This window comes from Jannaschia pagri, assembly GCF_019655435.1.
In the GTDB taxonomy this organism is placed as follows: Bacteria; Pseudomonadota; Alphaproteobacteria; order Rhodobacterales; family Rhodobacteraceae; genus Jannaschia; species Jannaschia pagri.
Window position 1 is genome coordinate 64,035 of record NZ_BPFH01000008.1, and the last position, 26,321, is coordinate 90,355.

Annotated in this window: 27 protein-coding genes and 1 tRNA gene; 16 read left to right on the forward strand and 12 right to left on the reverse strand. The window is 63.6% G+C overall.

Features of this window, described 5'->3' with window-relative positions:
• Nucleotides 1-37: 37 nt before the first annotated feature.
• Nucleotides 38-250, reverse strand: a complete 213-nt coding sequence (locus K5R33_RS17480) for a hypothetical protein (protein WP_220750374.1) — start codon at nucleotides 248-250, stop codon at nucleotides 38-40.
• Here K5R33_RS17480 and K5R33_RS17485 point away from each other — a divergent pair.
• Complete coding sequence (locus K5R33_RS17485) at nucleotides 249-2,642, forward strand: GcvT family protein (protein ID WP_220750375.1); 2,394 nt, start codon at nucleotides 249-251, stop codon at nucleotides 2,640-2,642. The two genes, K5R33_RS17480 and K5R33_RS17485, sit on opposite strands and share 2 nt — an antisense overlap.
• Nucleotides 2,639-5,086, forward strand: coding sequence for a GcvT family protein (locus K5R33_RS17490; RefSeq protein WP_220750376.1), 2,448 nt, complete (start codon nucleotides 2,639-2,641; stop codon nucleotides 5,084-5,086). Before K5R33_RS17485 ends, K5R33_RS17490 begins: the two co-directional genes overlap by 4 nt.
• 218 nt (nucleotides 5,087-5,304) lie before the next feature.
• Here the strand turns inward: K5R33_RS17490 and K5R33_RS17495 are convergent, their stop codons facing one another.
• Nucleotides 5,305-5,742 carry a DUF4399 domain-containing protein gene (locus K5R33_RS17495; RefSeq protein WP_220750377.1) on the reverse strand — a complete coding sequence of 146 codons (438 nt, stop codon included), beginning with the start codon at nucleotides 5,740-5,742 and terminating at the stop codon, nucleotides 5,305-5,307.
• Between the two features lie 114 nt (nucleotides 5,743-5,856).
• Here K5R33_RS17495 and K5R33_RS17500 point away from each other — a divergent pair, with 114 nt between their 5' ends.
• The 3 genes from K5R33_RS17500 (at nucleotide 5,857) to K5R33_RS19245 (ending at nucleotide 7,709) form a co-directional block, all read left to right on the forward strand.
• Nucleotides 5,857-6,351, forward strand: a complete 495-nt coding sequence (locus K5R33_RS17500; RefSeq protein ID WP_255576501.1) for an RNA polymerase sigma factor — start codon at nucleotides 5,857-5,859, stop codon at nucleotides 6,349-6,351.
• Nucleotides 6,348-7,070: a hypothetical protein gene (locus K5R33_RS17505; protein WP_220750378.1), complete on the forward strand. Its 723-nt coding sequence runs from the start codon at nucleotides 6,348-6,350 to the stop codon at nucleotides 7,068-7,070. Before K5R33_RS17500 ends, K5R33_RS17505 begins: the two co-directional genes overlap by 4 nt.
• Before the next feature lie 294 nt (nucleotides 7,071-7,364).
• Nucleotides 7,365-7,709, forward strand: a complete 345-nt coding sequence (locus K5R33_RS19245) for a hypothetical protein (RefSeq protein WP_373314190.1) — start codon at nucleotides 7,365-7,367, stop codon at nucleotides 7,707-7,709.
• Here the strand turns inward: K5R33_RS19245 and glnA are convergent.
• Together glnA and K5R33_RS17515 are read right to left on the reverse strand one after the other, a co-directional pair.
• Nucleotides 7,636-9,042 carry a type I glutamate--ammonia ligase gene (gene glnA / locus K5R33_RS17510; protein WP_220750379.1) on the reverse strand — a complete coding sequence of 469 codons (1,407 nt, stop codon included), beginning with the start codon at nucleotides 9,040-9,042 and terminating at the stop codon, nucleotides 7,636-7,638. The two genes, K5R33_RS19245 and glnA, sit on opposite strands and share 74 nt — an antisense overlap.
• Nucleotides 9,043-9,092: 50 nt before the next feature.
• Nucleotides 9,093-9,431 (reverse strand): P-II family nitrogen regulator, encoded by a 339-nt coding sequence (locus K5R33_RS17515; RefSeq protein WP_220750380.1) that lies wholly within the window; start codon nucleotides 9,429-9,431, stop codon nucleotides 9,093-9,095.
• A 116-nt stretch (nucleotides 9,432-9,547) separates the two neighbouring features.
• Between K5R33_RS17515 and K5R33_RS19195 the strand changes: the two genes are divergently transcribed.
• Nucleotides 9,548-10,276, forward strand: a complete 729-nt coding sequence (locus tag K5R33_RS19195; protein ID WP_308443252.1) for an NAD(P)H-hydrate epimerase — start codon at nucleotides 9,548-9,550, stop codon at nucleotides 10,274-10,276.
• Nucleotides 10,273-11,118 carry an NAD(P)H-hydrate dehydratase gene (locus K5R33_RS19200; RefSeq protein WP_220750381.1) on the forward strand — a complete coding sequence of 282 codons (846 nt, stop codon included), beginning with the start codon at nucleotides 10,273-10,275 and terminating at the stop codon, nucleotides 11,116-11,118. The genes K5R33_RS19195 and K5R33_RS19200 overlap by 4 nt, the downstream gene beginning before the upstream one ends.
• Nucleotides 11,119-11,287: 169 nt before the next feature.
• Here K5R33_RS19200 and K5R33_RS17530 read toward each other — a convergent pair whose 3' ends face one another.
• Both K5R33_RS17530 and K5R33_RS17535 read right to left on the reverse strand, forming a co-directional pair.
• Nucleotides 11,288-11,791, reverse strand: a complete 504-nt coding sequence (locus K5R33_RS17530; RefSeq protein WP_220750382.1) for a Hint domain-containing protein — start codon at nucleotides 11,789-11,791, stop codon at nucleotides 11,288-11,290.
• Nucleotides 11,792-11,881: 90 nt separating this feature from the next.
• Nucleotides 11,882-12,400 (reverse strand): Hint domain-containing protein, encoded by a 519-nt coding sequence (locus tag K5R33_RS17535; protein ID WP_220750383.1) that lies wholly within the window; start codon nucleotides 12,398-12,400, stop codon nucleotides 11,882-11,884.
• 135 nt (nucleotides 12,401-12,535) lie between these two features.
• Here K5R33_RS17535 and K5R33_RS17540 point away from each other — a divergent pair.
• The 3 genes from K5R33_RS17540 to K5R33_RS17550 all read left to right on the forward strand — a co-directional run bounded on the left by K5R33_RS17540 (nucleotide 12,536) and on the right by K5R33_RS17550 (nucleotide 14,363).
• A tRNA-Leu gene (locus K5R33_RS17540) sits at nucleotides 12,536-12,620 on the forward strand.
• Nucleotides 12,621-12,662: 42 nt separating this feature from the next.
• Entirely contained in the window at nucleotides 12,663-13,877 is a 1,215-nt protein-coding gene (locus K5R33_RS17545; protein WP_220750384.1) for a glycerate kinase type-2 family protein, read from the forward strand.
• A gap of 24 nt (nucleotides 13,878-13,901) precedes the next feature.
• Nucleotides 13,902-14,363 carry a DUF1499 domain-containing protein gene (locus tag K5R33_RS17550; protein ID WP_220750385.1) on the forward strand — a complete coding sequence of 154 codons (462 nt, stop codon included), beginning with the start codon at nucleotides 13,902-13,904 and terminating at the stop codon, nucleotides 14,361-14,363.
• A 13-nt stretch (nucleotides 14,364-14,376) separates the two neighbouring features.
• Here the strand turns inward: K5R33_RS17550 and K5R33_RS17555 are convergent, their stop codons facing one another.
• From K5R33_RS17555 to K5R33_RS17575, 5 genes are all read right to left on the reverse strand, one after another.
• Nucleotides 14,377-15,408 carry an aldo/keto reductase gene (locus tag K5R33_RS17555; protein WP_220750386.1) on the reverse strand — a complete coding sequence of 344 codons (1,032 nt, stop codon included), beginning with the start codon at nucleotides 15,406-15,408 and terminating at the stop codon, nucleotides 14,377-14,379.
• A 75-nt stretch (nucleotides 15,409-15,483) separates the two neighbouring features.
• Complete coding sequence (gene xth, locus K5R33_RS17560) at nucleotides 15,484-16,269, reverse strand: exodeoxyribonuclease III (RefSeq protein ID WP_220750387.1); 786 nt, start codon at nucleotides 16,267-16,269, stop codon at nucleotides 15,484-15,486.
• A 425-nt stretch (nucleotides 16,270-16,694) separates the two neighbouring features.
• On the reverse strand, nucleotides 16,695-17,096 hold the full coding sequence (locus tag K5R33_RS17565) for a hypothetical protein (protein WP_220750388.1): 402 nt from the start codon (nucleotides 17,094-17,096) through the stop codon (nucleotides 16,695-16,697).
• Nucleotides 17,097-17,139: 43 nt separating this feature from the next.
• A complete protein-coding gene (locus K5R33_RS17570; RefSeq protein ID WP_220750389.1) occupies nucleotides 17,140-17,910 on the reverse strand; it encodes a DUF4344 domain-containing metallopeptidase in 771 nt (256 codons plus the stop codon).
• Nucleotides 17,911-18,164: 254 nt separating this feature from the next.
• Nucleotides 18,165-19,367, reverse strand: coding sequence for a pyridoxal phosphate-dependent aminotransferase (locus tag K5R33_RS17575; RefSeq protein WP_220750390.1), 1,203 nt, complete (start codon nucleotides 19,365-19,367; stop codon nucleotides 18,165-18,167).
• Nucleotides 19,368-19,442: 75 nt separating this feature from the next.
• On the opposite strand from K5R33_RS17575, the gene K5R33_RS17580 reads away from it, so the two are divergent.
• The 6 genes from K5R33_RS17580 (at nucleotide 19,443) to K5R33_RS17605 (ending at nucleotide 24,923) form a co-directional block, all read left to right on the forward strand.
• Nucleotides 19,443-19,826, forward strand: a complete 384-nt coding sequence (locus K5R33_RS17580) for a helix-turn-helix domain-containing protein (RefSeq protein WP_220750391.1) — start codon at nucleotides 19,443-19,445, stop codon at nucleotides 19,824-19,826.
• A complete protein-coding gene (locus tag K5R33_RS17585) occupies nucleotides 19,826-20,089 on the forward strand; it encodes a succinate dehydrogenase assembly factor 2 (protein ID WP_220750392.1) in 264 nt (87 codons plus the stop codon). Before K5R33_RS17580 ends, K5R33_RS17585 begins: the two co-directional genes overlap by 1 nt.
• 115 nt (nucleotides 20,090-20,204) lie before the next feature.
• Nucleotides 20,205-20,702: a MarR family winged helix-turn-helix transcriptional regulator gene (locus K5R33_RS17590; protein WP_220750393.1), complete on the forward strand. Its 498-nt coding sequence runs from the start codon at nucleotides 20,205-20,207 to the stop codon at nucleotides 20,700-20,702.
• A 370-nt stretch (nucleotides 20,703-21,072) separates the two neighbouring features.
• The gene (gene tig, locus K5R33_RS17595) at nucleotides 21,073-22,398 is read left to right on the forward strand and encodes a trigger factor (RefSeq protein ID WP_220750394.1); all 1,326 of its coding nucleotides are present in this window, start codon (nucleotides 21,073-21,075) and stop codon (nucleotides 22,396-22,398) included.
• Nucleotides 22,399-22,559: 161 nt separating this feature from the next.
• Nucleotides 22,560-23,237, forward strand: coding sequence for an OB-fold-containig protein (locus tag K5R33_RS17600; protein WP_220750395.1), 678 nt, complete (start codon nucleotides 22,560-22,562; stop codon nucleotides 23,235-23,237).
• 12 nt (nucleotides 23,238-23,249) lie between these two features.
• The gene (locus tag K5R33_RS17605; RefSeq protein WP_220750396.1) at nucleotides 23,250-24,923 is read left to right on the forward strand and encodes a flotillin family protein; all 1,674 of its coding nucleotides are present in this window, start codon (nucleotides 23,250-23,252) and stop codon (nucleotides 24,921-24,923) included.
• A 111-nt stretch (nucleotides 24,924-25,034) separates the two neighbouring features.
• Here K5R33_RS17605 and K5R33_RS17610 read toward each other — a convergent pair whose 3' ends face one another.
• Nucleotides 25,035-26,222: a PQQ-dependent sugar dehydrogenase gene (locus K5R33_RS17610; RefSeq protein ID WP_220750397.1), complete on the reverse strand. Its 1,188-nt coding sequence runs from the start codon at nucleotides 26,220-26,222 to the stop codon at nucleotides 25,035-25,037.
• Nucleotides 26,223-26,321 lie beyond the last annotated feature (99 nt).

Sequence of the window (26,321 nt, forward strand, 5' to 3'; positions counted from 1 at the left end):
CTTGATTGGTCGGGAAGAGTGAGACCATGGTTCTCGATCAGGAGAAGTTCGTGACACCGCAGAGCGCCCATCTTTGCAAGCGACGTGTGCCGACCGCCGACAGCGGGCGGATCGGGGTTCCCGTCTCCGTCGCGCTCATGTGGGCGATGAAGGCACCGCCAGACAGACCGCGTTTCGAGTGTTGACCCGCGGGGGGCTCCCCCGCTTCCAGCCATTGCCCGATCTGGGCTGATGCAAGGCCATCAAACATGACATTTCCCGAAAAGGCCCGAGTGGTCATCATCGGTGGGGGCGCGGTGGGCGTGTCCTCGCTCTATCACCTTGCGCTGGAGGGCTGGACCGACTGCGTCCTGCTGGAGCGTAATGAGTTGACCGCTGGGTCGACGTGGCACGCGGCGGGCAACTGCCCGAACTTCGCGGGCTCCTGGGCGGTGATGAATATCCAGCGCTATTCCATGGCGCTCTACCGCGAGTTGGCGGAGCGCGTGGACTACCCGATGAACTACCACGTCTCGGGGACGATCCGGTATGCCCACAGCCAGGAGCGGATGGAGGAGTTCGAGCACGTCCGCGCCATGGGCGACATCCAGGGGCTCAAGATGACCCGGATGACCCTGGACGAGATGAAGGAAAAGTATCCAATCGGCGAGACCCATGACCTCGTCGGTGGTCTCTGGGATCCGGAAGACGGCGATATCGACCCCGCGCAGTTGACCCAGGCCCTGGCCAAGGGCGCCCGTGATCTGGGGGCGCGCATCATCCGGCATTGCCCGGTGACCGGCGTCACGCGGGACGGCGAGGGCTGGATCGTCCACTCTGAGCAGGGCGACATCGCCTGTGACTATGTTGTGAACGCCGCAGGCTATTACGCTGCGCGCGTGGCCGAGTGGTTCGAACCCTACGGCCGCCCGCCGCTGCCCATGGTCGTCATGTCCCACCAGTACCTGCTGACCGAGCCGATCCCGGAGATTGAGGCCTGGTCCAAGGAACATGGCGGCAAGCTGCCGATGGTGCGGGACCCCGACATTTCCTATTACCTGCGGCAGGAGAAGACGGGTCTGAACCTCGGCCCCTATGAGAGGAACTGTCAGTCGGTCTGGACCAACGGCGACATGCCCGAAGACTTCAGCTTCCAGCTTTGGCAGGAAGACCTGGACCGGATTGAGGATTACATCGCCGACGCCATGGAGCGTGTGCCGTCCCTCGCCACCGCGGGCGTCAGCAGCGTCATCAACGGACCGATCCCCTATTCGCCGGACGGCCTGCCGCTGATCGGGCCGATGCCCGGGGTGAAGAACGCCTTCGACGCCAACGTCTTTACCTTTGGCATCGCCCAGGGCGGCGGCGCGGGGAAGGTGCTGGCCGACTGGATCGTCAAGGGCGCGCCCGACTGGGATTGCTTCGACGTGGACCCGCGTCGCTTCGCGGCCTGGTGCTCGGACCCCGCCTTTTGCAAGGCAAAGGCCGAGGAAGTCTACGGCCACGAATACGGGATGCACTTCCCGCACATGCGCTGGCCCGCAGGCAAAGACATGCTGACCTCGCCCAACCACGAGGCGCTCCAGGCGCAGGGTGCCCAGATGGCCCCCTATGGCGGTTGGGAACGGGCGACGTGGTTCGCCAAGGAGGGCGACGACACCTCGTTCGAGAGCACCCAAACTTGGAAGCGCGAAGGCCCCTGGCACAAGCGGGTCGCCGAAGAGGTGGCCGCCGTGCGCGACGGCACCGGCGTTCTGGATCTGTCGGGCTTCTCCCGTTTCGAACTGTCGGGTGAGGGCGCGGCCGAGTGGCTGTCCGGTCAAATCGCGGGGCGCCTGCCCAAGGTTGGCCGTATGACCCTATGCTATTTCAACGGACCGACGGGCAAGTTCGCGACCGAAATGTCGGTCAGCCGTTGGGACGAGGATCGCTTCACCCTCATCACCGCCGCCGCTGCGCGGGCCCATGACCACGATCTGCTGGCCCATCCTTTGGCCGAGGGGCTGACACTGACCGACACGTCGGAAAGCATGTCTTGCCTGCTGGTCACAGGTCCCACGTCGCGCGACATCCTTGCGCCGCTGACCGAGGGCGATCTGTCGGCCTCCTGGTTGTCGGTCCAGGAAACCACGGTCTGCGGCAAGGAGGTGCGCCTGCAACGGGTCAGCTTTGCCGGGGAACTGGGCTGGGAAGTCCACGGCGCCCGCGACGACATGCCCGCGATCTATGCCGCGCTGATGGAGACGGAGGCGGTGCCCTTCGGGATGTTCGCGCTGGACACGATGCGCATCGAAAAGGGCTATCGTGCCTGGGGGTCGGATCTGTCGCCGGGCTACACGCTCCGCGAGGTTGGGGCCGACCGCTTTATCCGGAAGGACGAGCGGGGCGAAGACCCGGCGCGGTGTCTGCATGTGCTGACGCTGGACGATATGGGATATGACCCGCTGCCCATGTCGCCGATCCGCCAAGATGGCGAGATCGTGGGCGAGATTACCTCGGCGGCCTTTGGGCACCGGGTGGGCAAACCCATCGCCATGGCCATGCTGCCCCGGGGCAGCGAAGGCCAAACCGTCGAAGTCGAAGTCTTCGGCCACAAAGTGACTGCGGCCGTCCATGCGGACGGTGCCCTCTGGGACTCTGAAAACGAACGGATCCGCGCATGACCAAATCCATTCCTCAATCGGCCCGCGTCGTCATCATCGGCGGCGGGGTCATCGGGTGTTCCGTCGCCTATCACCTCACGAAACTCGGCTGGACCGATGTCGTGTTGTTGGAGCGGAAGAAGCTAACCTCTGGCACCACATGGCACGCCGCGGGTCTGATCGCCCAGCTGCGCTCGACCATGGCGGCGACGCGTCTGTCGAAATACTCCGCTGATCTCTATGCCAAGCTTGAGGCGGAGACCGGCGTGTCGACGGGTCTGGCGCAATACGGCTCCGTCTCGGTTGCTTTGACGGAAGCCCGGCAGGAGGAGTTGCTGCGCAACGCTTCCATGGCCCGTGCCTTTGGCGTCGAGGTCGAAGAGCTTTCTCCCAAAGAGGTGAAAGAGAAGTACGAGCACATCAACCTAGATGGCGTCCACGGTGGCGTTTGGCTGCCCGGCGACGGGCAGGGCGATCCGGCGAATATCGCCCTGGCCCTGGCCAAGGGCGCGCGCCAGAACGGCGCCAAGATCATCGAGGGTGCGCGTGTGACGGGCATCGACGTGGATCACCGCACCGCGCGGGGCGTTCGTTGGGAGGCCGACGGCGAGGAAGGTGTGATCACAACCGACCATGTCGTCAATTGCGGCGGCATGTGGGCCCATGAAGTCGGGCAGATGGCGGGTGTCAACGTGCCCCTGCACGCTTGCGAACACTTCTACATTGTCACGGAAAACATCGCGGGGCTGAAGCATATGCCCGTGCTGCGCGTGCCGGACGAATGCGCCTACTACAAGGAAGACGCGGGCAAGATCCTGCTGGGCGCCTTTGAGCCGAAGGCGAAGCCCTGGGCCATGGATGGCATCCCGAAGGACTTCGAATTCGACGAACTGCCGCCCGACTTCGACCATTTCGAGCCGATCTTGGAGCAGGCCATCGAACGGGTGCCCATGCTGGCGGAGGCGGGCATCCACACGTTCTTCAACGGCCCCGAGAGCTTCACGCCAGACGACGCCTATCACCTTGGGCCATCGCCGGAGGTGCCGAACCTGTGGGTGGCCGCTGGATTCAACTCCATCGGCATTCAGTCCGCTGGCGGCGCTGGCATGGCCTTGGCGCAGTGGATGCAGGACGGCGAGATGCCTTTCGACCTGGTCGACGTGGATATTGCCCGCAACCAGACGTTCCAGCGCAATCGTCGCTACCTGAAGGAACGTGCGACCGAGAGCTTGGGCCTGTTGTACCAGGACCACTGGCCCTTCCGTCAGAAGGAAACGGCGCGGGGCATCCGCCGCTCGCCCTTCCACGCGCAGTTGGGCGAATTGGGCGCGGTCTTCGGCGAATTCGCCGGATGGGAGCGGGCCAATTGGTTCGCGTGGCCGGGCGAGCCACGGGAATACCAGTATTCCTGGGGACCCCAGAATTGGTTCGCGAACGCGGCTCATGAGCACACGCGCATCCGCGAAGGCTGCGGCTTCTATGACATGTCGTCCTTCGGCAAGATCAAGATCGACGGGGTCCATGCCGAGGCGTTCCTGAACCGCGTCTGCGGCGGCGACATGGCCGTGCCGCCGGGCAAGATCGTCTATACGCAGATGCTCAACTCGCGCGGCGGGGTAGAGGCGGATGTCACCGTCACGCGCCTGTCGGAGTTCAGCTACCTGATGGTTACGCCGGCTGCGACCTTGGTCAAAGACATGGCCTGGCTGCGCCGCCATGAGGACCCCGAGGATGCGATCTTCATCACCGACATCACGGCGGGCGAGGCGGTTCTGGCCGTCATGGGCCCAAAGGCGCGGGACGTGTTGCAGGCGATCAGCCCGGCGGACTTCTCGAACGAGGCGTTCCCGTTTGGTACGGCCAAGGACATCGATATCGGTCTGGGTTTGGCCCGGGCGCACCGCGTGTCCTACGTCGGCGAGCTCGGGTGGGAGGTCTACATCCCGTCGGACATGGCGGCCCACGTCATGGAGACTCTGATCGAAGCCGAGACCGAAGCGCGGCCCGTGGGTCTCCATACGATGGACAACTGCCGGATCGAGCGCGCCTTCCGCCATATGGGGCACGACATCACGCCAGAGGATCACGTGGTCGAGGCGGGCCTTGGCTTTGCGGTCAAGACCAAGAAGAACGGCGACTTCATTGGGCGAGACGCCGTCCTGCGCAAGCGTGAGGAAGGGCTGCAACGCCGGATGCTTCAGTTCAAGCTGAGCGATCCGGCAGCGATGCTCTACCACAATGAGCCGATCGTCCGCGACGGCAAGATCGTGGGGCACATCGCGTCCGGCGCCTACGGGCATACGCTCGGCGGGGCCATCGGTCTGGGCTATGTGCCCTGCGTTGGTGAAAGCATCGACGACAGCCTGTCCTCGACCTACGAGATCGAGGTGGCCGGTCGCCGGATCGGGGCTGAGGCCTCGTTCAAGCCGATGTACGACCCGAAGGGCGAACGTCTGAAGATGTAAGACAATGGCAGGGGCGCGCAGGACGTGCCCCTGATCTGCGCTGCCGGATAGGACTGGCGGCGCGGTCTACCGGATTTCTACGTGGCGTCTGGACTCTAAGACGACTGAACCGGATGCGCATAATTGTGAGCCTGCGTAGGAGCTTCCGCCATCGGCCATGCTCGCAACCGAGCCGCCGTTCCCGAAAGTAGGTTCGAGAACGACCGAGCCGAAAACTCTTATTCGACTGTAATCGTAATGACCTCGGACATGACTGGGTCGGCATGCACGATATGGTTCAGGTCGCCCAGCACCATCTGCAGCGTGTGCTCGCCGGGTTCGAGGTCAATTGTCGTCTCCGTCTGACCGCCACCAAAGTGGATGTGCTGCTCATCGGCTGGAATACCGAACTCCAGCTCCTCCGCATCCTCGGAGCCGAAAGCCGGGCGGTTCACCAAAAGGTGGTGATGGCCGGTGTTCTCTTTCTCGACGCCCGCCGGGGCGACGCCCATGCCCTTTAGGCCGAACTTGACCAACACCGGCGACGTGACCGTGTCACCGTCCGACAGGTTGATGAAATAGACCTCTGCATCTGCCGGAGCAGGCGTGTCTTGGGCCAGCGCCGGAAGGGCAAAGGAAGCCGCCGCGAGGGTCATCACGAGGAAGTGGTTTTTCATGGAACGTCTCCGTGTCAGAAAGATTACGCCGGTTCTCTTGCCGCCGCATGGGCAGACAACACCGGAGGGGGGACAATTATTCGACATCGCGAACAAGAAAAGTCCCGGGCCGCTGTGCGGGCGGGGCTGCCTGCGGCATATCCACGGCTTTGGCGCTTTGCCCTGTCGTTGACGGGGACGCGGGACGTGGCTGCGGATCTGGCCCAAGCCACGTGCCTCCGTGCCTTGGATAAGGCGGATCGCTTTACGCCAGGGACGCGGCTGGATTCTTGGCTCTACAAAATTGCGCAGCGGATCTGGTTGAACGAGATGCGGTCCAAGGCCGTGCGCGTGGGCGGTGGCCTCGTGCCCGTCGAAGAGATCGAGATTCCGGCCCCGGGTCTGGAGACGGAAACGAATATTCTGGCGCGTGAAGTGTTATCCTTAGTGAACGCCTTGCCCGAAGGTCAGCGGATCGCGGTTCTGCTCGTCTATGTGGAAGGCTTCAGCTATGCCGAGGCGGCGGAGATCCTCGAGATCCCCGTCGGGACCATCATGAGCCGTCTTTCCACAGCCCGCCGAAAGGTCGGGGATGCTGTGGCGGACACAGAAGTGGATCGCACGCGATGACAGCCCACGGGCCATTCAGCGATGAGGATTTGACCCGTTTCCTGGATGGCGAGGCCTCACCCGAGGATATCGCCGCAATCGTCGTGGCGCAGGACACGGACCTGGACCTACGTCGCCGCTTGGATCGTCTGCGGGTCTTGGGTGATATGGCTGCCATGGCGTCTGCGCCGGTCCTTGCATCCGCGCCGTCTGTGCCTGCGGACTTGGTCCAGGGCCGATCTAAGCGGTCCCCTTGGCCGGTGCGGTTGGGTTTGGCCGCCTCCCTTGTTTTGGGCGTTTTGATCGGAGCGTTTGGCGGTGCGCGCCAAGGCCCTGACGATTGGATGGCCTATGTCGCGGCCTACCAAGCGCTCTATACGGAGGAGACTCTGTCGTCCTTGCCTGCCGCCCAGACGGTCACGGACGCGGGCTTGGCCCAGGCGTTGGGGCGTGACCTGCCACCAGTGGATGTGGAGGGCCTCAGCTTTCGTCGGGCGCAACTCCTTGGGTATGAGGGGCAACCCCTAGTTCAGATGGCGTTCCTTACCGAGGGCGGAGCGCCCGTTGCCTTGTGCATTATCGCCTTGCCCAGACAGGACGACAGCCCCCTGCGGATGACGCAACTGGAGGGGATGCAGGCCGCCCATTGGACCGATGGGGGCTATGGCTATCTGCTGATCGGCGGGGATGAGCAGGCAGTGATCCGCACCGCCGCGCTGGATGTGCTGGACGATCTGTAGAGGGCGCGGCTTGCTCGGTTAGCTCTGTCGGCGTGGCCCCGTGGGATGAGGAACGGCGGTGAAGGCGACGCTCAGCGCCGCCGGGTCTTTGTGGCCTAGTCGCTGCGTAGGCCATTGGCGCCGCAAACGCGGGGCCTCTGCCCAAGCTGCCCTGGAATGATCTGCCCGCTGCTTGCGTGTCAGACGTCTTTGGTCGTCGGAGAGACTGACGCCTATGCCGTATGTGGTTCGTCAATGAAGCGACTGACGCCTTGATCGTGGATCACCCTAGAGACTGATGCGCCCACGGCTCGGATGCCCCGGGATGACGATGGGATGCAGCGGGCCGTTCGCACCTTGCGAGACCAGGTGACCGCCTTTGCCTGGGTGATGGGGATCTTCCTAGAGATTGTACCTCTCTCCCATCCCCGGAACAGACTGAGGCTCACCCGACTGCTATTGAACCGACGGCTGGTCGCTTCGATCTATCTGCTTTGGCACCACGGACTGATCCCAATCAAAAAGGGCGCCCCATGGGACGCCCTCCGTTGTCTTGTCGTTGGGGCGGGGATCCCCCGCCACGGCCTTAGCAGCTGTAGTACAGCTGGTACTCGACCGGGTGCGGCGTGTGCTCGTAGGAGTAAACTTCCTCCCACTTGAGCGCCATGTAGCCCTCGATCTGGTCTTTGGTGAACACGTCGCCGGCCAGCAGGAACTCGTGATCCTTCTCCAACTCGTCCAGAGCTTCGCGCAGCGACGCACAGACGGTCGGGATCGCGGCCAGTTCTTCGGCGGGCAGGTCGTAGAGATCCTTGTCCGACGGCTCGCCGGGGTGGATCTTGTTCTTGATGCCGTCGAGGCCAGCCATCAGCAGGGCCGCGAAGCAGAGGTAGGGGTTCGCCGACGGATCGGGGAAGCGGGCCTCGACACGCTTGGCCTTGGGGCTCTCGGTCCACGGAATACGGACACACCCCGAACGGTTGCGGGCCGAGTAAGCGCGCAGAACCGGGGCTTCGAAGCCAGGGATCAGACGCTTGTAGGAGTTGGTCGAGGGGTTCGTGAAGGCGTTCAGGGCCTTCGCGTGCTTCAGGACACCACCGATGAAGTACAGGGCTTCGTCGGACAGATCGGCATACTTGTCCCCGGCGAACAGCGGCTTGCCGTCCTTCCAGATGGACATGTTGACATGCATCCCGGTGCCGTTGTCGCCTGCGATGGGCTTGGGCATGAAGGTCGCCGACTTGCCGTAGGCATGGGCCACGTTGTGGATCACGTACTTGTACTTCTGAAGCTCATCGGCCTGCTTGGTCAGGCTGTCGAAGATCAGGCCCAACTCGTGCTGGCAGGACGCCACCTCGTGGTGGTGCTTGTCGACCTTCATGCCGATGCGCTTCATCGTCGAGAGCATCTCGGAACGCAGGTCTTGGGCCGCGTCGGTCGGGTTCACGGGGAAGTAGCCGCCCTTGACGCCGGGACGGTGGCCCATGTTGCCCATTTCGTAGTCAGCGTCGGTGTTCCAAGCGGCGTCGACGGCGTCGACTTCGTAGCTGACCTTGTTCATCGAGTTCGAGAACTTGACGTCATCGAACAGGAAGAATTCGGCTTCGGGGCCGCAGAAGAACTTGTCACCAATACCCGACGAAATCAGGTAGGCTTCGGCCTTTTCGGCGGTGCCGCGGGGGTCACGCTCGTAGGCTTCGCCCGTGTCGGGTTCCACGATAGAGCAGTGCACGCAGAGGGTCTTTTCGGCGTAGAACGGGTCGATATACGCGCTGTCGGTGTCGGGCATCAGCTTCATGTCGGAGGCTTCGATGCCTTTCCAACCGGCGATGGACGAGCCGTCGAACATGAAGCCTTCCTCCAGGAAGTCTTCGTCAACTTGGTCGGACATCACGGTCACGTGCTGCAACTTGCCGCGCGGGTCGGTGAAGCGGATATCGACGTATTCGATTTCCTCGTCCTTGATCTGCTTGAGGACTGCGTCCTTGCTCATGGGGTTCCCCTCTCTGTGTAAAAAGGCAGGTCGTTGTGGGTGTGGGCGGGTCAGATCGCGTCGTCGCCGGATTCACCGGTCCGAATGCGGATCGCCTGTTCGACGGGGCTGACAAAAATCTTCCCGTCTCCGATTTTGTCAGTTTTCGCAGCGCCAACAATGGCATCGACGGCAGCATCCACCATGTCGTCGGCCAGGACGACCTCGATCTTCACCTTGGGCAGAAAGTCGACCACGTATTCCGCGCCGCGGTATAGTTCGGTGTGGCCCTTCTGGCGCCCGAAGCCTTTGACTTCCGTGACCGAGAGGCCTTGGATGCCAATCTCTTGGAGGGCTTCCTTCACCTCATCGAGCTTGAACGGCTTGATGATGGCTTCAACCTTCTTCATGTTCGGCGTCCTCCCGTAACGTTGCCAGGGGTTCACCATGGGCTGCGCAGGGGGACAATCGCATAGCGGACGGAGGCCCGGTCAGCGCCTGTCCCCGGAGGTGCAGCGGCTAAAATATGATCGACGTGCCAAAAATAAGTGCAGTTCATGAATGGATGCCCGATGACGTGATCTCGCCGTCCCAAATGCGGGCCGTGGAGGCGCAGGCTATCGAGTCGGGGCAGGTGACCGGACTCGGCCTGATGGAAATCGCAGGGCAGGGCGTGGTCGCGGCATGTTGTCACCGCTGGCCTAACTTGGCCGCGCATCCCGCCACCGCCGTGGTCCTATGCGGACCTGGGAACAATGGGGGCGACGGCTTCGTCGTGGCCCGGATCCTGCGAGAACGCGGCTGGTCCGTTGTTGTCGTCCCTGTGGGATGGGATGCGCTGTTGTCCATGGGCGGGCCCCAAGACCTTGGGCACTCCGACGCAGCCGTGAATGCCCGCAGGTGGCGCGACAGTGGCGGGGTTAGTTGTCCGGTTGCCGACGTCTCATTGAGCACCACTGGCGGCCCAGTGCTGTTGGTGGATGCCCTGTTGGGCCTTGGGCAGAACCGACCGGCCGATGCTATCCTCGGCGGCTACAGCGATCTTTGGCGGCGCTACCATGCCGAAGGCTCATGCAACCCCGTTTTGTCCGTGAGCATAGATCAACCGACCGGCTATGACCCGGCGACCGGTGCGGCCTTGGGCACGCTCCGTTTCCAGGCGGATCTTGCGGTGACGTTTCATAGGCCGAAGCCCGTGCATCTGACACTCGCGGCGGATGGCATGCCGGTGCGCGTCGTGGATCTGGGCCTATGACGGCGTGGCGTCCCCCGGCGGAGGCTTTGGCCAAGGGTGCGAGCCAACACAAATACGACCATGGGCACGCGCTTGTTGTGAGCGGACCCTTCGCCCAGACCGGGGCGGCCCGGCTGGCAGCACGCGCAGCGCTTCGGGTGGGCGCCGGGCTGGTGACGCTGGCTGCGCCGGGCGGGGCGATGATGGAATGCGCGACACAACTCACGGCGATCATGTTGCGGCGGTGCGACGACCGTTTGGGCTTAGAGACCCTGTTACAGGATCGGCGGATCAACGCGCTCTGTCTTGGGCCCGCCCTTGGTCTTGATACCAGGGGCGAGGACATCTTGGCCGGGGCTGTGGCCGCCGGTCGGCCCTGTGTTCTGGATGCGGACGCGCTGACGCTTCTGTCCCGGCGCGCCGACCTCTGGCCAGATCTGGGCGCGAAGACGGTGCTCACGCCCCACCACGGGGAGTTCAAGCGCCTGTTCCCCGATTTGTCCGAGGATCTTGAGGCGGACGAAAGCCGGGCGCACGCGACGCAGCGCGCGGCGGAGCGGATGGGGTGTACCGTCCTTTTGAAAGGGTCCCGGACGATTATCGCGAGCCCCGGAAGCGCGCCTCTGGTTCAGTCTGCCGAAGGGGAGACCGCCGCGCCGTGGCTGGCGACAGCGGGCAGTGGAGACGTCCTGGCCGGTCTGATTGCCGGTTTGCTGGCCCGAGGGCAAACGGCGCGCCAGTCTGCGCGGATCGGGGTGTGGCTCCATCAGGCCGCTGGTCATGTGCTCGGACCCGGTCTCATCGCCGAAGACCTGCCGGAGGCGATCCCTGGTGTCCTACGGAGGCTGTTGGAAAAGGGGTAAGCGACCAAGGCCTGCGCAACGGAAGCGCGGAGGTCTGTGCCATATCCGCACCTGTTGTCTCGATATGGTCTAATCCGACCTAACCTCGGTCAATACGCCAAGGTGGTTTTCTCGACCCCACAATAGGCAGACGGCCAATGTCATTCGCTTGCGGAGCACGTAGGTCGGGTCAAAGGCCGGCGGAGACAACCTCCATCCCTTCCACATAGAAAACCACGGGCTGATCGAGGACCAAAGACACGACGCGGCCCCCGGTGCTTGGCGCCAAGCGCGCCACACGTCCGTCTACAAGGCGACCGACTGCGACTCGCGCTTCTCGCGCGCCGAAAAGCTGCTCCGCGCGCCACCCGCGAAGGACGACAGGTTGATCCGGTGGCAGGTCCAAGGGAACACCCGGCTTCTGATCTCCGAAGACACCGATTGGTAAGTGAACCATGGCCGCCCCGGGTCGTATGTCCCCATGCAGGACGCGGCGTACAACCATCATGCCTCGGTCGCGTGTAATGAGCCGAGTCCCGGCCTGAATCGCGCGCAAAGGAACAGCGCCGGAAGCGGTCAGCGTCGTAAATCGGGCGGGTATCGCATGGCGCAGCGTGGCGCCGTCCAGGATAGGGACGCCAACGGCCCCCGGGTCATCGTTCGCGGCGCGCAGTGTGCGATCATCGTCTGGCATGGTCCCTCGCGTGTGTCGGCGAAAGACCTAGCGCCTACGATTTGCAATTCCGTTAATCGTGAAGTGGGCGCATGCCTGCGCTCAGTCTCATCAGATTTCGTCGTCGAGATTGACGACGCCCGTTTCCGTGCGCCCGGTTGGCACATCCATCCCATTCGCCACGATGGTCAGAGGGGCGCCCAGATCGAGGCGCACCACGTCGCAGGTGCCCGTCCGCGCGATTTGTGTCCCGTCCGTCAGACGGTCGGCGGGAACGAGCGCCATGCCCGCATCAAACAGGGCGGCGGCGCGCCAGTCGCGCAGGGTGACGTGTTGGTCGGTGGCCACCGAGATATCCCGGGCCGGTTGTGCGACCCCGAGGCTGTCGGTGCGGATGGTGCAGATCGTCGATTGCTCCATGGTGACAGAGCGAAGCGGCCAAGCGCCCCGTTCGCGCGTCAGGATGCGATCACCGGGTTGAAGGGCCTCGACCGCCATCGGCCCCATGGCCGTTTCAACGATCGTCCCAAGGGCAAGGCCGCCGGTTACCCGATCGTGGGAGGCCGGCGTTACCGCCTGTGCGCCGGTTACGATCAGGTCTTGGGCATTCATGCGAAGCTGGACAGTCATTGCGGCATCCCCTGTGATCTCAGATCCATTCCATTAAGGATGGTTTGATCCCAGAATTGGGCTGAAACGGGGCGTAACCGAGAAACATCCGCGGCCCTTTTCGTTCATTTCGACCGGTGCTAAGGGGAACGCAGTGCGGGTGTGGCGGAATTGGTAGACGCACCAGATTTAGGTTCTGGCGCCGCGAGGCGTGGGGGTTCGAGTCCCTTCACCCGCACCAAAATACCAGATACTCGGCCTTGGGATACTTTGGGAGGTCGGGATGGCGGTGCGAGACACTTTAGTTGATATCTTCATGGCTGGGGTGCGCCGGGCCGATCCTGGGGCCGCCGTAGATCTGGCCCTGCAGGATGCGGCAGCGCCCGACCTGATCGTGTCGCTGGGGAAGGCCTCCGTTGCCATGGCCCGACCCGCAGTGGCGCGGTTTGGCGATGTGCCCTGTCTCGTCGTCACCAATCCCGAAAACGCTGAAGGCGCCGAGGAGGTGTTGCCGGGCGCACGGGTGCTCATTGGCGATCATCCGGTTCCGTCCGAGCGGTCCGCCGCAGCCGGGGCAGCCGTTTTGGATGCGGCAGAGGGGCTGTCTGCCGGTCAGCGGGCGCTTGTACTGGTCTCCGGCGGAGCGTCTGCCTTGGTTGTGGCGCCGGTCGAGGGGGTCAGCACTTCTGACAAGGCGGAGGTGTCGCGGCTGCTTCTGGGGGCCGGTTTGGACATCCAGGCGATGAACCTCGTGCGACAGTCGCTGTCGCGCATCAAAGGCGGCGGTTTGGCCCGCGCGCTGGCACCGGCGTCGGCCGAAGCGCTGATCTTGTCCGATGTGGTGGGAGACGACCTGTCCGCCATTGCTTCGGGTCCTATGGTGCCGCCCTTGGGGTCTCGGTCTGATGCGGTGGCGCTTTTGAAGACGTCGGGTCTATGGGACCAGATCCCCGCATCTTGCCGGGCCGCCTTGGCACAGAATGACCCCGGACCCGTCCCACAGGTGGAAACCCGCTTGGTGGGATCGAATCGTCTGTCGGCCGAGGCGATGCTGGCCGCCGCGCCAGGGGCGGTGCTTGACCCGGTGCCCTTGGAGGGCGACGTGGCCGACGCGGCGCGACATGTGGCCAAAGCGGCTATGGCGGGCCCTGGACTGCACCTTTGGGGTGGTGAGACCACGGTTGTCCTGAAAGGCGAGGGGCGCGGGGGGCGGAACCAGGAACTGGCCCTGCGCGTCGCCTTGGCGCTGTCCGATCTGGACGTGCCCTGGGCCTTTCTGTCCGGTGGCACAGATGGGCGCGATGGCCCGACGGACGCGGCGGGCGCCATCGTTGACCAAGGCACGCTTGGGCGCATCGCAGCGGCTGGGCTGGATGTGCACGATCTGCTTGCTTGCAACGACAGCTATCCAGCCTTGGAGGCCGCTGGCGACCTCTTGAAGATTGGCGGGACGGGCACAAATGTGGCGGACTTGCAGATCTTACAGGTGGGGGACTAAGGCCCTAGCCAAATCGGAGGGGCCATGGTCTTGCGCGGTATTCTTCTTGCGGCCCTGGGGCTTGGCGTGGCCGGGGCCGCCTATGTGCGACTGGCCCCGCTAGACGCGGATGTTTGGCATGTGGCGCCCGATGCCGCTGACCGGAGTGGGAAGCCCAACGATTACCTCGTGGCGCCTGACGGGGATCGTCCCGCGATCTCTGTGGCAGAGGCGCCCGACGCGCTGCTCGCGCGGATCGAAGCGGATCTTATGGCGCAGCCCGGTGTCTCGCGGCTGGCGGAGACGCCGGAACAAGGTCTGAGGACCTATGTCCAACGCACGCGACTGATGGGCTATCCCGATATCATCAACCTGCGCGCCGTGGCCGAGGGCGCTGGCACGCAACTGACGATCTGGAGCCGGTCCCGGTTCGGTTATGCCGATATGGGGGTCAATCGCGCCCGGGTCGAGGCGATGTTGGATCGCCTCGATATCGCTCAGCAATAGACCCGCCGCGCGCTTAGTACGGCATCGGGTGCGCTTTGTGGGCGCCTGCGATTTCGGCCAAGACCTCGTCCGAGAGCGTCATGTCCTGCGCCTTCAACCCATGCTCCAACTGCGCAACGGTGGTTGCACCCAGAATGGCGGAACAGGCAAAGGGGCGGCTTTGCAGCCATGCCAGGGACATATGCACCGGGTCCAACCCATGGCGCGTCGCGATATCCAAATACGCGGTCACCGCCGGATCGACGCGGTCAGACCAACGACCGCCCAGACCGTCGTTGAGGGATTTGCGCGACCCCTCCGGCACGGCGCCGTTCAGATACTTGCCCGTTAGGATCCCCGTGGCCAGCGGCGAAAAGGCGAGCATCGTCACCTGTTCGTGGCACATCATCTCTGTCAGGTCGGTGTCGGCGATCCGGCACATGAGGGAATACTCATTCTGGATGGCGACCGCCCTGGGGCCGTGGCCAGCCTCGGAGAGCCGCAGCCAATGGTCCATGCCCCAAGTGGATTCGTTAGACAGCCCAAAGGCCCGGATCGTCCCCCGTTTCACTTCTTGCTCCAGAGCCTCCAGGCAGGCGGCCATGTTGTCGAGCACTTCGGCCCGGTCCCCGCGCGGCGCGTAGTCCCAATACTGCCGGAATTGAAAGCTGCCCCGGTTTGGCCAATGGAATTGGTAGAGGTCGATGGTCTCCGACTGCAGGCGTTTGAGGCTGCCTTCGATGGCCTGGGGGATGGTCTCGGCGGTGATGGGGGCGCCATCGCGGGCATGGGCGCCTTCGCCGGAATGCTTGGTGGCAATGCGGATCCGCCCGGCGTTTCCTTGGGCGACCCAGCGGCCAATGATCTGCTCGGTCAAGCCGACCGTCTCGGCTCGGACGGGGTTCACGGGGTACATCTCAGCCGTATCCAGCCAGGTCACGCCGGCATCGACTGCCATATCTATTTGCGTGTGGGCGTCGGCCTCAGATGTCTGCGTGCCGAAGGTCATGGTGCCCAGCATGATCTCGGAAATGGTGTCGTCGCGGCCCAAGGGAATGCTGCGCATGGTGGTGTCCTCAGTTGGAAGTCCGCAGGACCGTGCCGCCGTCCACGGGCGGTGTCCAGGCCCTGGGCGGGGGCGTCACAGATCGAGTGTCAGCCAGACGGGCACGTGGTCCGAGGGCTTTTCCCGCCCGCGCATGTCGGCCTGGATCGAGCAATCGGTCATGCAGTCCGCAATGGCCGGAGACAGCAGGAAATGGTCGATCCGAATGCCGTCGTTCCGGTCCCAAGCACCCGCCTGATAGTCCCAAAAGCTGTAGTGCCCCGGTGCGGCTGTCCGGGTGCGAAAGGCCTCGGTCAAGCCGAGGGTCAGCAGACGTCGAAAGGCCGCTCGGGTCTGGGGCAACCCCAGGGCGTCTTTGGTCCATGCCTCGGGCCGCTTGGCGTCGCGCGCATCGGGGATGACGTTAAAGTCCCCGGTCAAAAGGAAGGGCGTTTCCTCGGCCAAGAGAGCGCGGGCCCGGGCCTCCAGCCGGGCCATCCAGGCAAGTTTGTAGTCGTACTTCGGGCCTGGCGCGGGGTTGCCGTTCGGAAGGTACAACCCGCACACGCGCACCGACCCGGTGTCGCCGATGACCGTGCCCTCGATGTAGCGGGCCTGTTCGTCGTCCGCATCGCCCGGAAGACCGATGGTCACATCCTCAAGCGGGCGTTTTGACAGGAGCGCGACGCCGTTGAAGCCCTTTTGCCCGTGGGTATGGAGCGTGTAGCCGGTGCCATCCACAATATCGCGCGGAAAGGCGTCATCGGTCGACTTGATCTCTTGAAGGACGGCCACGTCCGGGGCGTCCTCGGCGCGGAGCCAGTCGTGCACCGTTTGATACCGGGCTTTGATACCGTTGATGTTCCATGTGACGATCTTCATGGGCCCCTCCCGTCTGCCGTGCAGACCTAGGGGAGGAGGCTTGGCTTGTCACCCCGGCAGGGTGGTCTCAGCGGTTGGGTTTGTGGCCTTCGCTGCGGGTACCTGTGGGCGGGACGGGTTCGGGTGGTGGTTCGGCCAGACTCGGCGATGATCTTGGGGTTTGCTGGGGTGTCAGCATATTTTTTGGAACATCGAAGGAGGGCGCGTTAACCTTAATGGGAGATGAACGGTCCGGTGGACGGCTGCCTATCTGGCGTTGATTTGTTTGTCCCGCGGGGATGGCGAGATGTGGCCGCGACGTCCCTTTCCGGTTTGTTGGGGTTGGCTCCGATAATGTTGCGGATCGACGGCTCGTGTTCGAGGGAGCAGCGCCGACTTGTGATGGGAGTTGGTGCAGCGCCCTGTGACGTGTCGGCGGATGTCGGTCACTCAGCGCGCAGACGGTCCGCTCGTTTGCGCACAAGGACCTCACGCAGGTCGTGCATCGCCAGCAGCAGGTCATTGGTGACGGCGTCCAGGTCTTCGTCCGTCGCGCGGGATTGCGCCCAATGGGCCGTTAAGTTGAGGTGATCGACCGCGCGCTGGATGTCGTCGAGCGTCCGGCGGGCAAGGTCGGCGCGGCGTTTCTCCATCCAACGGGCGATGGCGGCCTCGTCGTCGGACGTCAGGGTGCGGTCGCCCTGTGGTTTGACTTGGCCGTTGTTTACATTGACGGTCGCGATCTGCTCCAGGGTGAGGCGTCGCTGGCGATTGGCCGTGTCGACCCGGAAGACGAGCGCGCCGTTGTCTTTGACCCGGAAGAAATAGGGGGGCAGGGCCGCGCTCATGACGGGCAGGCCCCATGGGCTGGCGTCGGGTGTATCCTGCGGGTCATTCGATGATCGCTTCGCCCTGGGCGCGCAGGTGGTCCTCAAACTCGGTGCAGAAGGTCACCGTGCGATCAACTGGATCGTAGAACGCGTTGGCCTCGCCACAGGCCGTGAGGCGCACGGTCAGACTGTCCGAGAGGGTCAGCATGTCGTTGAGCGCGGCGACCTCGTCCGACAGGACTGTTCCCGCCAGCCCGTCGCTTGGGCCTTCGTAGCGCAGACTGCCCCCCGGACCCCGGTCCATCACGGTGTCGAGCACGCCCCCCCAGGCCTCCCACGCCTGATCGAATTCTTCTGGGCAGTACTCTGCCCGTTCAGCAGGCAGGCCCATGTCGTCCGCATAGGTGGTGCGATTGTCGGGGTCGGCCCCGTAGTAGAGGCAAACGGTGTTGTAGAACCGTTGCTCATCGGGGCCGTGGACGTCCCACCACGCCACGTCGTCGCCATCGTCAGCGCGGTCCTGTGCCTCGGCATCGAAGCCCAGGGCGTGGTCATAGGCCAGTTGCAAGGCGTAGTCCGGCTCCCACAGGGCTTCGGTCAAGACGACCGAGAAGACGTCGGCGGCATCCTCTTCCTGGCCGAAGATCGGGATCTCTTCGATATGGATCAGGGCATGGCCCATCTCGTGGTAGAAAATGCCCAGGACATTGCCTTCGACAAAGGCGTCGATGCTTTCGTCGCGAGATTGGGCGGCGACCGGGGAGGCCAGGGACAGTGCGAGAACCGTTGCTGTGAGGAGGCGCGACGGAGTGCCCAGATGGATATTTGGCACGTGCGCGCGCCTGCCCGGTGCCATGACCGGTTTTCGCGGGCAGGAGGTTAAGCGGTTGTCGTTGGCCACTGTGGGGTCAACATAGGCCGACCTGGAAGGCGCCATACGCAGGACGATGCCCTTACGGACAGTGGCAGTTTTCGCGCCCGAAACCTCTTCCGAAATCCGCCGCGCGTGGTGTGTTGCAACATAGGACGTGGCGGCAGCGCAGCCCCCCGGTGCCGGGGCACGCTGGGAGGTCTGCGCCGCGCGCCTCAAGACAGGCCCTCGCAGAACCGCTTGATGCGGGCACAGGCCTCGGTCAACGCTTCGTCCGATGTCGCATAGGATACCCGGAAGTGGGGCGACAGGCCGAAGGCGGCACCGAAGACGACGGCGACGCCCTCTTCCTCCAGCAGCGCGGAGGCGAAAGCTTCGTCGTCGGTGATCTCCGCCCCGCCCTTGGAGGTTTTACCGATGCAGCCCGCGACCGATGGGTAGACGTAAAAGGCTCCCTCGGGCGTGGGGCAGGTGATGCCGGGGCAAGCGTTCAGCCCTTCGACGACCAAGTCACGCCGCCCTTTGAACAGCGCTTGGTTGGGGCGAATGAAGTTCTGTGTGCCCTCCAGGGCTTCGACCGCGGCCCATTGGGAGATGGAGCACGGGTTTGACGTGGACTGTGACTGCACCTTGCGCATGGCCGCGATGAGGTGTTCGGGCCCCGCTGCATATCCGATGCGCCAGCCGGTCATGGAGTAGGCCTTGGAGACACCGTTCATCGTCAGGGTCCGGTCGTAGAGTTCCGGCTCTACCTGAGCAGGTGTGGCAAAGACGAAGTTGTCGAACACCAGGTGCTCATACATGTCGTCGGTCAGGATCCAGACATGGGGATGGCGCAGCAGGACGTCCGTGAGGCCCTTCAGTTCATCCGCCGAATAGGCCGCGCCTGTTGGGTTGGACGGCGAGTTGAAGATCAGCCACTTGGTCTTGGGCGTGATGGCCGCTTCGAGGGCCTCGGGCGTCATTTTGAAGTTGGTTTCGATCCCGGCTTCGACGGTCACAGGCTCTCCACCTGCCAGCAGGACCATGTCGGGGTAGCTGACCCAATAGGGGGCCGGGATGATGACCTCATCACCAGGGTTCAGGGTGGCCACGAAGGCATTGTAGAGGACTTGCTTGCCGCCACCCGAGACGGTGACCTGGGCGGGCGTGTAGTCCAGCCCGTTGTCGCGCTTGAACTTGGCACAGATGGCTTGCTTCAACTCGGGGATGCCGTCGACGGCTGTGTACTTGGTCTTGCCCTCGGCAATGGCACGGGCGCCGGCCTCTTTGATGTTCTCGGGCGTGTCGAAGTCAGGCTCCCCCGCGCCGAGGCCGATGACATCGCGTCCTTCGGCCTTCAACTCGCGCGCCTTGTTGGTCACCGCGATGGTTGGCGACGGTTTGACGCGGGCAAGGGTGTCGGACAGGAAGGCCATTGGGTCGTCTCCGGTTTGCAGCGGCGGTCGCCCCGTCCTAAGTTGCCTGCGACCTGCAAGCAAGGAGGGGACCGCATGGCGGAGGATCTCGACAGCACCGATTGGTATGATCCGGCGGCGACAACCTTCGGTGATCGATTGACCGGCGCGCGCGAGGCGGCGGGTCTGGGGCAGCCCGAGTTGGCGCGGCGCCTGGGTGTGAAAGTCAAGACGCTCCGCGCGTGGGAAGGGGACCAGTCGGAGCCGCGGGCCAACCGTCTGTCCATTCTCTGCGGGATTTTGAACGTGTCATTGGTGTGGTTGCTGACGGGGCAGGGCGCCGGGTCTGTCGATCCGGTGGAAGACGCCGATGGCGATCTCTTGGCGGAGGTCGAAGCGCTGCGACGGGCAACGACGGAGTTGAGCGACCGCCTCGGCATACTGGAAGGACGCCTGCGGGCGCGATTGGAGAGCATGTGATGATCGACCCAACTGACGCGCGGCGTAAGCGGCTGGCTATTCGCGCCTGGCGGCGCGGCATCAAGGAAATGGACCTGATCTTGGGCGGCTATGCCGACAGCGAGCTGGCGACCATGGATGAGGAGCAATTGGCCCTGTTTGAGGCCGTTCTGGGCGAGAACGACCACGATCTCTTCCAGTGGGTGACGGGGCAATCGGAAGCACCGCCGCGCTTCGCGCCCCTCATGGCAGAACTGTCGCGCCGCGCAGCCGTGGCCCGTTAGGCGGCACCGCGTCTGGGACTGGATATTGTGTAAAGGTCGTCGGACCTTAACGATATATTCGGATTTTCGGGTCAAAAGCGTCTCAACCGAGAGCTAATGACCCAGGACGCCGCCCATGAGCCGCCTTGAAAAGTTTCAGCCGCGCCAAATGCCGGATTTCATGTCTGGCTACCTTGATGCCTTAACGCTTGTGGAGCGATTGCACCGTCTCTTGCTCGACGTCATCAAGGACGAGTTCGAGCGGCTCAACATTCTTGAGATCAACGCGGTGCAGGGCCTGCTGCTGTTTAACATCGGCGACAACGAGGTCACCGCAGGGGAATTGAAAACCCGCGGATACTATCAGGGCTCCAACGTCAGCTATAATCTCAAGAAGCTGGTCGAAATGGGGTACATGCACCACCAGCGGTGTGAGATTGACCGCCGCGCTGTCCGTGTGCGCCTGACGGAGAAGGGGCGGGTGGTGCGCGATGCGGTCGAAAGCCTGTTTGCGCGACATGCCGATGGCATTCGACACACGGGCGTCTTGTCGGACTCGGGCCTGATCGAGATCGTAAGTACACTGCGGCGCGTCGAGCGGTATTGGGCAGATCAAATCCGGTACATCTACTAACGGATGCAGCGCGGCCTTGTGCGGCCGCACCCTGTAGGACTGATGTGGAGAGACGCCGGAGCTTGCTGTCCAGGGGTCTCCATGGCATGAGCCGATTGCCGACGGTCGCCCGCGCAAGGGCAAAGCGCATTCCCATTATTGATCTGGTCCATCGCAGCCCCGTGCTCTGTCCGAAAGGCCCGTGAGTCTCCCCCTTCTGCGTCGCGCTCTCGACCAATGCGGCCTTGACCCGCAGAGATGCTTGAATCCGCTTGCACCGCCTCGGCCCCCTCCCTAGACAGACGCCGACTGAACACCCGCCGATTTCCGGCGGGATTTTTGCATATGGGATCCTCTGCTGGGTCCCGGCACACGACGAAGGACAAGACAGATGCAGGTGACCGAGACCCTGAACGACGGCCTCAAGCGCGGCTATACCATCACGGTCCCCGCCGCCGAGCTGGACGCCAAAGTCAACGAGAAGCTGGCCGAGGCCCAGCCCGAAGTCGAGATGAAGGGCTTCCGTAAGGGCAAGGTGCCGATGGCGCTTCTCAAGAAGCAGTTTGGTCAGCGCTTGATGGGCGAAGCGATGCAAGAGGCTATCGACGGCGCCATGTCCAAGCACTTTGAGGACTCGGGCGATCGCCCCGCGTTGCAGCCCAAGGTCGAGATGACCAATGAGGACTGGAAAGAGGGCGACGATATCGAAGTCGCCATGTCCTACGAAGCGCTGCCCACTGTCCCGGACGTAGACTTCTCCGGCGTGAAGATCGAGCGCCCGACGGTTGAGCCCGCCGAAGCGGATATCACCGAGGCGCTGGAGAGCCTGGCGAAGAACGCCCAAACCTTCGCGGCGAAGGACGGTGCAGCCGAGGACGGTGACCAGGTGGTCATCGATTTCTTGGGTAAAGTCGACGGCGAAGCCTTCGAGGGCGGCGCAGCCGAGGATTACCCGCTGGTCCTGGGCTCCAACAGCTTCATCCCCGGGTTCGAAGAGCAATTGGTCGGCACGTCCGCCGGTGACGAGAAGAACGTCGAGGTCTCCTTCCCGGAGGAATACCAGGCCGAGCACTTGGCCGGTAAGGCCGCCGTATTCGAGTGCAAGATCAAAGAGGTGAAGGCCCCCGCCGCCGCCCAGATCGACGATGAGATGGCCAAGCAATTCGGGGCCGAAAGCCTGGATGCGCTGAAGACCCAGATCACCGACCGTTTGGGCGCCGAGTACCAGGGTGCCGCCCGTCAGATCATCAAGCGGCAGCTGTTGGATCAACTGGATGAGTTGGTCTCTTTCGATCTGCCGCCCAGCTTGGTCGATGCCGAGGCCCAGCAGATCGCACACCAGTTGTGGCACGAGGAAAACCCCGACGTCAAAGGCCACGACCACCCCGAGATCACGCCGACGGACGAACACACGACGCTGGCCACCCGCCGCGTCCGCCTGGGCCTTTTGCTGGCCGAACTGGGCCAAAAGGAAGAGGTCGAGGTGACCGACGCCGAGATGACCCAGGCGATCATGAACCAAGCGCGCCAGTACCCGGGCCAAGAGCGGGAGTTCTTCCAGTTCATCCAGCAGAACCAGCAAGCTCAGCAGCAGCTGCGCGCGCCTCTGTTCGAGGACAAGGTGATCGACGTCATCCTGGAAAAGGCCGAAGTGACCGACAAGCCGATCACCAAGGAAGAGCTTCAGGCGGAGATCGAGAAGCTCGAAGACATGTGAGGTCAGCCAAAGGTTGATCTAAAGGGGGCGCCTGTTCGGGCGCCCTTTTCTATGGGGAACCGAGGTAAGCCCGGTCCGCGTTTGTTGCCCAAAGGCCATAGCACGGGCATTTTACAGGCTCAGACCTCCCCGGACGGGCATCGGCTTCTCATGTATTGGGCATGATTACAGATCTGTTTTCGTTGGACTTCGCGCCATTTTCGGTGGCGCTGGTCATTTTGTTCGGCCTTTTGGCGCTGGAACTGGTCGCGCTGGTTTTCGGGGGATCCCTGGTGACGGACATGGACGGGCCGGAGATCGGCCTGGACATCCCGGACCTGGAGTTGCCCGAGATCGAAGCGCTGGACGCGGGCGCCCTGGATGTTGCCAGTCTTGAGGTGCCTGATGTTGAGGCCACTGCGCCCGTGCCCCTCGGCCTGACCGGTTTGGGGCGTGTGCCCTTTCTGATCTGGTTCGTCGCGGCTTTGATGGGGTTTGGCGCCACGGGGCTGTTGGTGCAAACGCTCGGTCCTTTGCCCCTTGTGCTTGCGGTGCCCTTGGCCGGTGCCGCTGGGCTTGGCACGGCGCGGGGCCTGTCCGGCGTGTTTGTTCGGCTGCTGCCGCAGGTCGAAACCTCGGTTCAGTCCGTGCGGCAATTGGCGCGACGCCGGGGCGTGGTTACGCAAGGGACCGCGCGCCGCGGGCGTCCGACGGAAATCCGCGTGACGGATCGCTTTGGCAACACTCACTATATCCGGGCGGAGCCGTTTCGCGATGAAGATCACATCAAACGGGGACAAACCGTTCTAACCATTTGGGACCGTCGCGCGGGTGAGTTGCGGGTCGTAGCCCTCGATTAAGGGAGAGATTATATGGAAACCATTCTCATACCGGCTGTTGCTGTTCTTCTTGGCCTCATCGTTATCGGTCTGGTCATCGCGCGGCTCTACCGTCGGACGAGCCGAGAGGTGAGCCTTGTGCGCACCGGTGCCGGTGGCAAACTGGTCGTGGTCGACGGCGGCTGCATCGTGCTGCCGTTGTTCCACGAGATCGCCAAGGTCAACATGAAGACCCTGCGTCTGGAGGTCAGCCGGACGGGCGAAGGGGCATTGATCACCAAAGACCGGATGCGTGTGGATGTGGGCGTGGAGTTCTATGTCTCCGTCGCACCAACCGAAGAGGGCATTAGCCGCGCGGCGCAAACCCTGGGCGACCGGACGTTCTATGTGGATCAGTTGCGCGACATGATCGAGGGCAAGCTGATCGACGGTCTGCGCGCCGTGGCCGCCCAGATGACAATGGATGAGCTGCACGAGAACCGCTCGGACTTTGTTCAGGAGGTTCAGAACGCCGTGACCGAGGACTTGCTGAAGAACGGTCTGGGGTTGGAATCGGTATCGCTGACCGCGCTGGACCAAACGCCGTTCGAGGCCTTGGATGAGAACAACGCCTTCAACGCGGTGGGTATGCGCAAGCTGGCCGAGGTGATCGCGACGTCCAAAAAGGACCGCGCCAAGATTGACGCCGAAGCCGAAGTTTCGGTCAAGCAATCGGCCTTGGAGGCCGCCAAGCGGAGCCTTGAGATCGAGCGCGACGAGAAGGCCGCCCAAATCGCTCAGGTGCAGGAGTTGCAAACATTGGAGGCCGCCCAGGAGGCCGAATTGGCGCGGCGTCGCGAAGACTCCATGCGCGAAAAGGAAGCCGCGCGGGTTGTGCGGGAACAGGCCATCCGCGCCGCTGAGATTGACCGGGACCGGGCCTTGGAAGTGGCGGAGCAAGAGCGGCAGATCACCGTGAACCAGAAGTCCGAAGAAGAGAGCCGCGCCAGGGCCTCGGCGGATGCGGCACGGGCCGAGGCGGAGAAGGCCCGCGAACAGATTGAAACGGCGCGTGCGACAGAACAGGCGGAACGCCAAAAGCGGATCGCCATTATCGAAGCGCAGCGGGAGGCCGAGCGCGAAGCGGTCCGCGTCAAACTGGCCGCCACTGCCGAGAAAGAGGCCGCTGAGGATCGGGCCGAAGCCCGCCGCGAGGCCGCGCGCGGGGCCGCCGATGCGCTGCGTGAAGAGGCCCGGGCCGAGGCGGATGCCGTCGTCTCCCGTGCGGAAGCCAAGCGGGCAGATATGTTGGCCGAAGCCGAAGGTCGCGAAAAGATCGTCGCCGCCGAAAACGCCTTGTCCGATGCCCTGATCGAAATGAAGCTGCAGATCGCGCGCCTCGAAGCGATGCCCGGCATTGTCGAACAGATGGTGAAACCGGCGGAGAAAATCGACTCGATCCGCATTCACCAGGTCGGTGGCTTGGGCCAGGGCAATCCCGGCGCCACCGCGACGTCGGCGGATGGCAAGCCTGTGGTCAATCAAGCGATGGACTCAATCCTTGGCATGGCGGTTCAGATGCCTGCGCTCAAGAAGCTGGGCGAAGAGTTGGGTCTGTCCATGGAAAAGGGCCTTGGGGGCTTGGATCTGGACGGCAAGGTGACGGAAGCCGCCGTGGAGAGCGACGCACCGCCTAAGCCTTCGAAGCCTTTGGATGCTGCCGAATAGGGACGCGGCGAGTATTCGAAACGAAGCGCCCCGGTGTCATGCTGGGGCGCTTTGCGTATCGGGTCGGGTTGCTTGCGGATTTTGCATCCGCGCGGGGCCTCTTATTCAGCGTCACTCATCCGGTGAAATGCGCCAGACGCCGCCATCGGAAAAGTCTGTCAGGACGAGAAAGCTGCCGTCTGGTTGCACCTCGACGTCCCGGATACGACCGAGGTCCATCAGCATCCGTTCCTCCTCGACCACGAGACCGTCGCGCAAGGACAGGCGCACAACCCCGCCAGGGTTGAGCGATCCAATCAGCAGGTCGCCGTTCCAGTCGCCGAAGGTCTCGCCCGAGTGGAACGCCATACCGCCTGGCGCGATCACCGGGTCCCAGAAGTAGACCGGCTGTTCCATGCCCGGGGCCGCCGCACGCTGACTGATTGCGGTTCCGTTGTAGTTCTCCCCATAGGAGATGACGGGCCAGCCATAGTTCAACCCCGCTTCTGGCCGGTTGAGTTCATCGCCCCCGCGCGGCCCGTGTTCGATGGTCCATAGGGTCCCGTCCGGGCCGACCGTGGCGCCCTGAATGTTGCGGTGACCATAGGACCAGATCGTGTCCACAGCTTCCGCGTCGCCAAGAAAGGGATTGTCCTCGGGCACGGCGCCCTGATCCGTGACGCGGATGACTTTGCCGTAGGTTTTGTCGAGGTCTTGGGCAAAGACCCGTTCGGATCTGGAGGAATGCTCACCGGTCGTGATTGCCACCGTACCATCGGGTAGAAAGACAATCCGACTTCCGAAATGCATGGGGGTAGGAGACGGGGGATCTTGCACGAAGATGTCCGTCACGGCGCTGACGGAGGTCATGTCGTTGGCTAGGACCATGCGCGCCGCCGCTGTGGCGCTTTGGTTTCCGATGGGCTTTGCGTAGGTGACGTAGATCACGCGGCTATCTGCGAAATCAGGCGCCAGGGCCACGTCCAGCAGACCCCCTTGGCGGGCGGCCACGACCTCCGGCACGCCAGCGATAGGGGCCGACAGCGTACCGTCCGGCGCCAAATGGCGCAGCCGTCCCGGCCGTTCGGTCACCAGCCAGCCACCACTGGGCAGCGTGGCAATGCCCCAAGGGTGCTCCAGCCCAGTCGCCAACGGTTCCGCAGCCAGGGCAGGGGCCGTCTCGATCAGGGGCGCGCGGAACTGTTCCGGGAAGGCGGGCGGAAAGTCCGTATTCCGTCTGCCCCATTCGAAAGACTGAGCGGTTACGGGCAGGGGCAAGGTCGTGGCGACCACTAGGGCGCAGAAAAGCGGGGTGCGCATCGGGCAGGCTCCGTCTGTGGCAAACGTATCCATCAGGTAGGAGGCTTGGCGCCGATGTCATCTCACCCTGCGGTGAGGCGGCGCCTTTACCTCTGGCAT